The sequence below is a fragment of the Frankia sp. AgB32 genome (genome assembly GCF_023243045.1).
Lineage (GTDB): Bacteria > Actinomycetota > Actinomycetes > Frankiales > Frankiaceae > Frankia.
Genome location: NZ_JALKFX010000044.1, coordinates 43,481 through 52,327, shown reverse-complemented (window position 1 = coordinate 52,327; position 8,847 = coordinate 43,481). Strand labels below are relative to the sequence as shown.

General features: G+C 67.8%; 11 protein-coding genes and 4 pseudogenes. 5 read left to right on the top strand and 10 right to left on the bottom strand.

The features are described from left to right. Positions 1–251: 251 nt before the first annotated feature. Positions 252–542 (bottom strand): hypothetical protein, encoded by a 291-nt coding sequence (locus MXD60_RS15470; protein ID WP_248819761.1) that lies wholly within the window; start codon positions 540–542, stop codon positions 252–254. A gap of 53 nt (positions 543–595) precedes the next feature. On the opposite strand from MXD60_RS15470, the gene MXD60_RS15465 reads away from it, so the two are divergent. Then, complete coding sequence (locus MXD60_RS15465; protein ID WP_248819760.1) at positions 596–1,438, top strand: exodeoxyribonuclease III; 843 nt, start codon at positions 596–598, stop codon at positions 1,436–1,438. Between the two features lie 4 nt (positions 1,439–1,442). Here the strand turns inward: MXD60_RS15465 and MXD60_RS15460 are convergent, their stop codons facing one another. Then, positions 1,443–1,580 carry a hypothetical protein gene (locus MXD60_RS15460; protein WP_248819759.1) on the bottom strand — a complete coding sequence of 46 codons (138 nt, stop codon included), beginning with the start codon at positions 1,578–1,580 and terminating at the stop codon, positions 1,443–1,445. A gap of 94 nt (positions 1,581–1,674) precedes the next feature. Then, complete coding sequence (locus MXD60_RS15455) at positions 1,675–2,289, bottom strand: TetR/AcrR family transcriptional regulator (protein ID WP_248819758.1); 615 nt, start codon at positions 2,287–2,289, stop codon at positions 1,675–1,677. A 132-nt stretch (positions 2,290–2,421) separates the two neighbouring features. Between MXD60_RS15455 and MXD60_RS15450 the strand changes: the two genes are divergently transcribed. Beyond that, positions 2,422–3,339, top strand: a complete 918-nt coding sequence (locus MXD60_RS15450) for an alpha/beta fold hydrolase (RefSeq protein ID WP_248819757.1) — start codon at positions 2,422–2,424, stop codon at positions 3,337–3,339. Positions 3,340–3,459: 120 nt separating this feature from the next. Here MXD60_RS15450 and MXD60_RS15445 read toward each other — a convergent pair whose 3' ends face one another. The 7 genes and pseudogenes from MXD60_RS15445 to MXD60_RS15425 form a co-directional block, all read right to left on the bottom strand. Beyond that, positions 3,460–4,056, bottom strand: a complete 597-nt coding sequence (locus tag MXD60_RS15445) for an NYN domain-containing protein (protein ID WP_248819756.1) — start codon at positions 4,054–4,056, stop codon at positions 3,460–3,462. Between the two features lie 330 nt (positions 4,057–4,386). After that, a pseudogene (locus MXD60_RS15440) lies at positions 4,387–4,659 on the bottom strand (nitroreductase family protein); the annotation flags it as partial. A gap of 45 nt (positions 4,660–4,704) precedes the next feature. Beyond that, a pseudogene (locus MXD60_RS15435) lies at positions 4,705–4,887 on the bottom strand (IS3 family transposase); the annotation flags it as partial. Next, positions 4,865–5,224, bottom strand: coding sequence for a putative immunity protein (locus MXD60_RS29915; protein WP_518468021.1), 360 nt, complete (start codon positions 5,222–5,224; stop codon positions 4,865–4,867). The gene MXD60_RS29915 and the pseudogene MXD60_RS15435, both read right to left, overlap by 23 nt. A gap of 33 nt (positions 5,225–5,257) precedes the next feature. Beyond that, positions 5,258–5,392 carry a hypothetical protein gene (locus MXD60_RS28820; protein ID WP_283098407.1) on the bottom strand — a complete coding sequence of 45 codons (135 nt, stop codon included), beginning with the start codon at positions 5,390–5,392 and terminating at the stop codon, positions 5,258–5,260. Further along, entirely contained in the window at positions 5,389–5,553 is a 165-nt protein-coding gene (locus MXD60_RS15430; RefSeq protein WP_283098417.1) for a helix-turn-helix transcriptional regulator, read from the bottom strand. Before MXD60_RS15430 ends, MXD60_RS28820 begins: the two co-directional genes overlap by 4 nt. A 39-nt stretch (positions 5,554–5,592) precedes the next feature. Next, positions 5,593–6,528: a methylenetetrahydrofolate reductase gene (locus MXD60_RS15425; RefSeq protein WP_248819754.1), complete on the bottom strand. Its 936-nt coding sequence runs from the start codon at positions 6,526–6,528 to the stop codon at positions 5,593–5,595. Positions 6,529–6,656: 128 nt separating this feature from the next. Here MXD60_RS15425 and MXD60_RS30355 point away from each other — a divergent pair. The 3 genes and pseudogenes from MXD60_RS30355 to MXD60_RS15415 form a co-directional block, all read left to right on the top strand. Further along, positions 6,657–6,836: pseudogene (locus MXD60_RS30355) on the top strand (hypothetical protein); the annotation flags it as partial. 1 nt (position 6,837) lies between these two features. Then, positions 6,838–7,124 (top strand): annotated as a pseudogene (locus tag MXD60_RS30350) (transposase); the annotation flags it as partial. A 170-nt stretch (positions 7,125–7,294) separates the two neighbouring features. Beyond that, the gene (locus MXD60_RS15415; protein WP_248819753.1) at positions 7,295–8,677 is read left to right on the top strand and encodes a phenylacetate--CoA ligase family protein; all 1,383 of its coding nucleotides are present in this window, start codon (positions 7,295–7,297) and stop codon (positions 8,675–8,677) included. Positions 8,678–8,847: the final 170 nt, after the last annotated feature.

Genomic DNA, 8,847 nt, shown 5'->3' with positions numbered 1-8,847 from the left:
CCAACAGACACCGGCACCCGACATGATCAGCCACCGAAGATCATCCTTGCCCGGACCGCTTAACTAAGCGCCATTGCTGTATACCCGTATATACGTCGCCCGCCAGAAGTGAGCAGAAAGCCTCCGGGGGAACACGCGCTACACGTCGTCCTCACATCGGCGCCCGAACCGGCCCGCTGCTTCGCAGCACACAAACGGCACCCACCAGGGCGACCGGAAAGCACCGCGCGACAAGAGTAGCGGCGAGAGGTTCAGACTACCAAGAAAAGATGACCCGGCCTGCCGGCAGCAGCATTCCCGATTATTCCCTCCCGCCCGAGCCAGTCCTTCGTACAGCACTCACCGCCGAACTCGGGTAGCACAAGCGCCATCCCGTGGACGTGGGCGAGATAGGACTGCGCGAGGTGCGGCACCGTCTCGGCGATCTCCGCCGAGACGAGGATCGTCTCCGGCTCACGAAGGTCCGCGTCGAGGGAGGCGATGCGGCAAGCCTGCGGGACGACGATGGCGGCCGATCCCCCGCTTCTCCGGCCTGCTTCCATGGTGCACAACACGGTGGAACGGACAACGTGCTGGGCGAGGAGGCTGGGGCGCTGTGCTCAGGGTGGCAACGGTCAACGTGAACGGCATCCGCGCTGCCAGGCGGCGGGGAATGGATGCGTGGCTGGATGCCCGACACCCGGACATCCTCTGCATCCAGGAGGTCCGCGCCGACGACGCGGTCCTGGCGGACTCGGTCGGGCCCGACTGGCACATCGTCCATGAGCCTGGGGCGGCGAAGGGCCGGGCGGGGGTCGCGATCCTGTCCCGAATGGCTCCCGCGGATGTCCGCACGGGGCTCGGTGACTTCACCGGCGCTGGCCGATGGGTGGAGGCGGACTTCGCGCTGGAGGGCGATCCCGGGCTGCTCACCGTGGTGTCCGTGTACGTCCACACCGGCGAGGCGGACACGCCAGTGCAGGAGGAAAAGTACCGCTTCCTGGCCACGATCCGCGAACGGATGACAAAGCTTGCTGCCGACCGCCGGCACGTGCTCGTGTGTGGTGACCTCAACATCTGCCACCGCGAGGTCGACCTGAAGAACTGGAAGGGCAATCTGAAGAAGGCCGGCTTCCTTCCCCAGGAACGAGCCTGGCTCGACCAGCTGTTCACCGAGGACCGCTTCGTGGACCTGGTGCGCAATGCCGTAGGTGAGGAACCGGGCCCATATACATGGTGGTCGTGGCGCGGCAAGGCCTTCGACACCGACGCCGGCTGGCGCATCGACTACCTGATCTCCAGCACTCACTTTGCCGGACGAGTCCTCGCCACCGCCGTGGATCGAGCACCCACCTACGGCCAACGCTGGAGCGACCACGCACCGGTCTACGCCGATCTCGACGCATGGACTTCCGGGACTCCACTAACCGTCAACGACGCCTGCAGATTCCGACGCTAAGCGATCAGGAGAGTGCAGATTTTTCCATCTCGCTCCATCCTTCCGATACTGGCTGGTCCAGCACCATCCCGATCAGCAGCGCCAATGGGTCGTTGGTCAGTAGCTCGTCCGCCTCGGCGATCTGACTCAGGTGCAGTCCCACGACATGACCGTAGCCGACCGCGGCGCGGTAGCCATCGCTGCACCCGGTCCTGGCCGTAGCCCCACGATCCCGTCAGGTTTCGTCGTCGTCCAGGTCAGGCACCAACCGCGCGACGGTCAACAAAGATCCGGTCCAGATGATGATCAATGATGGTCAGCGACGCTTCGGGGGTGTATAGGCCGACCAGGAGCGGTCCTACCAGCCCGTGCACAAGCCAGAACAGCGACGCGGCTTCCTGCTCAGAGTCAAGATCCGGGCGCAGGTGCCCGTCACGCTGAGCCGTGCGCAGGTGTTGAGCCGTGATGTCGAGCAGCCCGCGTAGACCCTCGCGCAAGGCGAGCGCGTAGCTGGGATTGGCCAAGGCTCTGGAGTAGAACGCCACTGACACGGCGGCTTCGGCCCGGCTGTCCTCGTCGGTGGGCAGCAGTTCGGTCAGCACCGCACGAGCCAGCTCTCGCGGGGTGGCGTCCGGCTGACCTCCGATCCGCGCCTGAAGACGTCCCCCGACCCGGTCACGCATGTGGTCCAGCGCGAACAGCAGCATCTCGTCCTTGGTACGGAAGTAGTGCTGGACCATCCCCATCGACACCCCGGCCTCGGCCGCGACGTCACGCAGACTGATCGCCTCCACGCCACGGCTCGCCGTGACCCGGAACACAGCCTCCGCGATGCCGCGACGCCGCACGATCGGGTCCACCCGCTTCGGCACGGACACCCCCTCCGAGATTTCACAATGCACCTGCATTGCCAAGGGCATCCCGCGCCCATAGCATGTCGACTGCATTGCCAAGCTAGCCGATGCAGCGGCGTCGACGACGTGCCAGGGATAGCGGAGGAGCCCGTGACCGTGTCATTTGCGCGCAACAGCGACGTCAGGATCGCCTACGAGACGTTCGGCGCGCCCGACGGAGTGCCACTGCTGTTGATCATGGGTTTGACCTTCCAGATGCCCTGGTGGCCGGACGGGTTCTGCCAGCACCTCGCCGACCGAGGATTCGCCGTCGCTCGTTTCGACAACCGCGACGCTGGCCTGTCGACCCACTTCCCCGCCCCGCGGCACGGCACGGTCGGGACGCTGCTGGGACGGCGAGGCCGCCCGGCCTACCGAATGGAAGACATGGTCGCCGACGCGGTCGCCGTCCTGGACGCACTCCACTGGGACTCCGCCCATCTTCTTGGGGAGTCCCTGGGTGCCACGCTTGCCCAACTGGTCGCGATCCAGCATCCGGACCGGGTTCGCGGCCTCGTGTCCGCGATGGCCGGTGGTACCGGCGGCGCAGTCAGCAACCTGCGCAACGTGAAGATCGGCACCCTGTTCCGGCTGGCCAGCAAGCGGTACGACGACACACGTGACGGCGGTGTCCAGCGCCTTGTCGACACTTACATGATCATGTGTTCCGCGGCGCACCCCGTCGACAAGGCATGGGTGCGCGCCACCGCCGAGCTGTCGTGGGACCGCGACCACGACCCCGGCGCGACCGGCCGTCAACTCGCCGCGAGCCGCACCGCCGGCGACATCCGCGCCCAGCTACGACAGCTCCGAACACCCACCCTCGTGATCCACGGCGAGCAGGATCCCTGGATTCGGCCGCGTGCCGCCCGCGAGCTCGCCGCGGCTGTTCCCGACGCCCGCCTCATCACCTACCCCGGCATGGGACACGAGTTCCCCGAGCACCTGTGGTCCACCATCGCCCGCGACGTGTGGGAGACGACCACGCGGGATGCCGCGAGCCATGCCCGCGCGGCACCGCGACCCTGAAGCCGGACCGGTAATCGATCAAGAAATGGTAGGGCGCCCGACGACCACCGAGGGCCTGACCGGCCTGACGCTGTACCGCAAGTTGAGGGGACGTCGCCGAGCGTCCACACGCGCTCCCGGTCAGATCAGCGTGTAATCAGTGTCGTCGCGGCATGCCTCGTAGTCGTCGGCACCCAGGTAGTGGCACCACGGAAGTTGGGAATCAGGGAAGCGGATCCGGCTCGCGCCAGTCCAGCTGGCGACCTCGACGTGGACAAGACCGGATTCGAGGTCGCGAACCGCTTCCAGGGCAGGAACCAGGTCGGTATCACGGCTGAACAGGATGCCGACGTCGTAGGCGTTCTCGCAGGCGAGGCGTACGAAGTCGACAGCCAGTGCCACGTCGATGCCCTTTTCCTGGGCAGGCTCGACCGGCCAGCTCTTCGGATACCGCAACTGTCGGCGTACCACCGTCACTCGTGGGTCACGTTCCCACCGGGCCGCCTGCCTGTCACTGGCCCTGGCAGCCGCCTGCTGATGGTCTGGGCTCGGACGGCCACGATAGACCCGGACGGACGTCAACTCGCCGCCGAAGCGGCGACCGGCGACGATCCGCTCAGCCACCCGGCCAGGATCAACATGACCGTGGTGACGTGGCGCGTCGGCCGGCAGGAACCTGCTTCGCGCCGAGAAGTGAACGTTCTGGTAGTCGATGAAGACCGCGACTCGTGGGGTCATGACGTAGCCGATCTAGAAAAAACCCCGCCAGTCCCGGAGGGGACGGCGGGGAGGAAGTGAGATCAGCTTAGGCGCCCGCCGGTCACGGCGTCAAACGGAGGAGGCCACAGAGCACGTCGAGGACACGATCCCCCTCAGGTGGGACCAGCCGCGCCCAAATGAACACTTTCCGTGGTTCCACCAAGACGATTCGTCCAACTTCGTTCCTTGTTTACCCGATCTGCTGGTCGCAGCACATCGGACAAACAAGGAGCGGCCGGGCCCTGCCTCTTCGGGGGCCATCCCCGACGCGGTCAGGAATATGGGAATCCATCGCGATCGGCGGCTCGGTCAGTCTCCGGTTTGGCCCCAACGCTCGTAATAGGTCACGCTCTCCACGGACGGTCGCGCCGCCGGCCGGAAGCGGGTGGTGGTCAGATAGGCGACCGGCAGCAGCGTAACCTGGGTCACGTCATCCGGGATGCCAAGCAGCGTGGCGACCTCTGCCTCACGGCCGTGCAGGTGATAAACAGTGATCGCCGTACCGAGACCCCGGCCGCGCAACGCGAGCTGGAAACTCCAGATCGCCGGATACGCCGAACCATAGAAGACGTTGGCTGAGGTGAGACCCGTTTTTCGGACACCGGCGTAGTAGGGACCTTATCTGGTTTATGCGGCGTCGGCAATGGTCATATTCATGGTGTGGTAGAGGTTTTCTACCTGTTCGGGGGTGCGGTAGCGCAGGGTGGAGTGGAGTCGCTGCCGGTTGTAGAAGATCTCGATGTAGTCGGTGATGGCGGTGCGGGCGGCGCGGCGGGTCGGGTAGTGTTCACGGTGAACGCATTCGTTTTGAGGGTACAGGGATCACTGTCCGAAGAACGGGTACCAGCTCACCCGCGGCGTACGCGGCATGCCGGGCAGCCCCTCGCAGGTCTCGGGCCGCGCCCATGGCGTGGCCGCCCGCCGCGCGAGCCTGCGTCATCGTCACCTCACCGCGTATCCAGGCGCGGGCGTGCTCGATCGCCTGACGCGGTCGTTGGTCCTCTGACTGAGCCGACTCGAACAGGTGGAGCACGTGCTCCGCGCAGGATGCCGCCCAAAGGGCGAGGAGATGGTGATGTGAATCGGTGAGGGTCCCACCACGGCGGATCGTCACGAAGCGAGGGTCCCGGACCTTCGGGAGAATCATGGTGGAGCCCCTTTCCCGAGCACACGATGCTCCTCACCTGGAAATCCCCGCTCCCGAACGAGCGGGCTCATTCGGGTGCGGCTCGGTCTCGACCAGCAGGCGTCGGATCTCTGCTGCCGGCCCCTTTGACCGGGCCAACAGCTCGTCCAGGTACTCCTCGATCGTCATCCGGCCACCCCGAGAACCGCGTTCATGCTGGCGGAGAACCGCCGCCATTCGGTCGTGGCCTCGGCGAGCGCGGTCGCGCCCTGGGCCGTGAGTCGGTAGACACGTCTGCGGCGGCCATCGTGTGTGTCCCAGGCGCTTTCCAGCAGCCCCGGCTTCTCCAGTCGGTTGAGCTTGCAGCGGTAGTGGTTCCGCTCGTTGTTTCAGTCCAGCTGGCTGCGGATCTCGCGGGCGAGGTCGATCGAGGCGTCGATCTCGACCTTGCGGTTGGTGAGGCTTTCGACGTTGATCCCGAACGGCAGGCCGAGCCGGCGGCAGAACGCGATGAGGAGCCGGGCGTTGACGACGCACTGCTCGTACGACGCCGTCAGCGGGTCCCCGGACCGGGTGATCTCGGTCCGCAGCCAGCCAGGGACGTCGATGCCGAGCCAGGACATGAACTCCAGGGTCTTCACCGAGCCGCACAGCGCCAGGGTCAGCACGACCGGCGCCGGCTCCAGACCTTGGTCCCGGCAGCCATAGGCGTAGTCGGACAGCAGGTTCCGGGTGTGGTCCAGGTCGTAACAGACCTGGGAGACGAAGAACTCGCAGCCGGCATCCTGCTTGCGCAGCATGCGGTGGTGCTCTGCCCCCGCATTCGCGTGCCGCTCGGCGATTGCAACGCCGCCCATGCGTGGCGGACGCGAGAGCCGAGCGTGCCGGTGGTAGGCCTCGGGCAGGCTCGTCCTCACCACCTGGTGCCGGGACGCCGCCCCGACCAGCACGGTCAGCACCCGGTCGCGGGAGGTCTCCGACAGCCACTGGCCCAGCTCGTCCCCGGTGTACTTGCTCACGGCCCGGTAGACGACCACCGGCCCGGCCCAGCCGGCCAGGTGCCGGTCGAGGAAGACGGCCGGATCCATCATCGGCATGAAAGGGAACGGCCGCGGGATCGAGGACCGGTCCGCTTCGGCGTCCACGTCGTAGAGGAGGAGCCCGTCGACCCGCACTGACTGGAGCCGGGTCAAGGCCGCCTCGGCGACGGCGTCCGCCTGTTCCGAGGTGGTGGTCGCCCGCGGTGGGGTCAGGCCGTACAGCAGGACACCGTCACGGGTCCTGGCCAGAAGCTCGGCGGCACTGGTGGTTTCGCGAGAAGCCATCCATCAATCATGTCAGTCGCCGGGCGTGGTCAGCGCTTGGCCTCGGGCTTTCACCGGGGTGATCGTCTGTTGGGGTGCCGGGAATAGGAAAGTGCTCCTGAGCTGGGAGGATCGGGCTTGCTGAGGGCCTGAATCCAACCGAACCAAGGAGCACCTTCGCGGCGAAGACTACCGCTCTGTATCCGTCTGTCCGCGTGGACGCCGTCGGGTGTGGAATCGTGTCGCGCGCGGGCGGGCTGATACTGACCGAGACGGTCCGGGTCAGCGGGCTCGGGCAGGCACTGTCGGCGATGTTGGCGCCATGGCGGCCGGTCGGTGCTGATCCGGACCGATGCCGGCGGCGGCACGCACGCGTTCCTCGACTGGCTGCACCAGCGGCGGCTGGCCTACTCGGTCGGGTTCACCCTGCCCGACACCGCGGCCGAGCTGACCGGGCTGATGGGACCGTCGCCCTGGCCGGCCACACCGCCCGACGGTGGGAACCGAAACGCCTGCGGCACAGGCTGTTCGTCATCGCCGGACGCGTCGCCCGCCACGCACGACAGACCGTGCTGCACCTGCCCGCCCACCATCCATGGGCCCACCTGGCCCTCCAGGGACCTGCCTCGTTTTCGTGCTGTCAACGCGGGGCCACGACGTTTGTCCGCACTGAGCAGGAACGCGTGCATCGGCGAGGTGGGTGTCTCCCCACCGTGCACGGCGCGGACCACGTCAGCCAGCTCGTCGAGGTCTCGCGCTCCTTCCGCCCGCGGCCGACACTGTATGCGTGTCCCGGGACGACCCCAAGGCGGCCTACCAGCGTCTACGCGCGGCGCATCTCAGCGCCGTGCAGGCCGCGCTCGAGGACCATGCCGCGCGGCTGGCGTGGTCGCGCCAGCGAATCGAGCGCTACCGCACCGAACGACTCCGGTCGTTGCTGGGGTTCGCGCGCGAGCACTCGCCGTTCCACGCGGCCCGGATGGCCGACGTCGACCCGGCCACGGCGACCGTGAACGATCTCGCGCGGCTGCCCGCCATGGTCAAGCAAGATATCCAGGACGCCTGGGACATGATCGTTACCATGCCCGAGATCGACCGTGCGGGTGCCGAGCGGGTGCTGGCCCAACAGGGCTGGTTCTCCTACACGCCCGCGGGACTCCAGGTGTTCAGCTCAGGCGGCTCAAGCGGTGTGCGCGGCGTCTACGTCTGGGACTGGGAGCAGTTCGTCACGCTCGCCTGTCTCGCCTGGCGATGGCAGGCGCGTGGCGAGCGCGCGTCCGGCTCGGCCGGCCGCCCGGCGCGACTGGCCGTGGTGGTGGCCGGCGAGCCGCCACACGCCAGCACGCCGTTGTTCGACGTCGCGACCGGGCCGTCGATGCAGACCGTCGTGATCCCGGCCGCGGCGCCGTTCGATCAGGTGCTGCGAGCGGTCGCGGAGGCGCGGCCGACCCACCTCGTGGGCTATGCCTCGATGATCGGCCGCCTCGCCCGGGCCGCGATCGCGGACGAGCTCGACATCCGGCCGGTTCGGGTGAGCACCAACTCCGAGCCACTCAGCGCAGAGGACCGTCACGCGATCGACACCGCCTGGGGCGCCCCCGTCCACAACCTGTGGGGCTCGACCGAGATCGGCGTCCAGGCGGTCGGCTGCGGCTACGGCGACGGCCTGCACGTCTGCGAGGACGAGGTGATCCTCGAGCGGGTCGATGCGGCCGGGCGTCTGGTCGCCCCCGATGAGCCGGCGGCGCGCACGCTCGCGACCGGGCTTGCGGGACGCACGTTCCCGTTTGTTCGCTATGACCTCGGTGACGAGATCACACTGCTGCCCGGCCGCTGCGCATGTGGAAGTTCGATGCCGCGCGTCGCCGACATCGTCGGTCGGCGTGACGACGACTTCCACTACGGGCGGCGGACGGTCCCGGCGAGCGCGTTCCGGCACGTGCTGGGAACCGACCCGCTGCTCTCGGAGTACCAGGTGCGTCAGACCACAGGCGGGGCGGACGTGCTCGTGGTCGGGTCACCCGACGCCGCCGCGGTGGCCGCGGCACTCGCCTCTTCGCTACGGCCGTATGGACTTACGAATCCCGACATCAGCGTAAGCATCGTTGAACAGATCCCCCGGCACGCCTCGACAGGCAAGCTCAAGCGGTTCATCGCGCTGAGCGACTAGCCGCTTTACGCCTCGGCATCAGCAGCGCCAACGGGTCGCGGGTCAGCAGCCCGTCCGCGATCAACCGGCGGCCTCGCCGGTGTCCGAGATCGTGGGGGGGGGCGCGGGGGGGGGGGCGCGCCCCCCCCCCCGCCCCCCCGCCCCCGGGGGGGCGCCCCCCCCCGCCGGGG

Coding starts and splice junctions, on each gene's coding strand:
- MXD60_RS29915 (WP_518468021.1), bottom strand. CDS start 5,224: ATGATTCTCCCGAAGGTCCGGGACCCTCGCTTCGTGACGATCCGCCGT.
- MXD60_RS15425 (WP_248819754.1), bottom strand. CDS start 6,528: ATGGCTTCTCGCGAAACCACCAGTGCCGCCGAGCTTCTGGCCAGGACC.
- MXD60_RS15470 (WP_248819761.1), bottom strand. CDS start 542: ATGGAAGCAGGCCGGAGAAGCGGGGGATCGGCCGCCATCGTCGTCCCG.
- MXD60_RS15445 (WP_248819756.1), bottom strand. CDS start 4,056: ATGACCCCACGAGTCGCGGTCTTCATCGACTACCAGAACGTTCACTTC.
- MXD60_RS28820 (WP_283098407.1), bottom strand. CDS start 5,392: ATGACGATCGAGGAGTACCTGGACGAGCTGTTGGCCCGGTCAAAGGGG.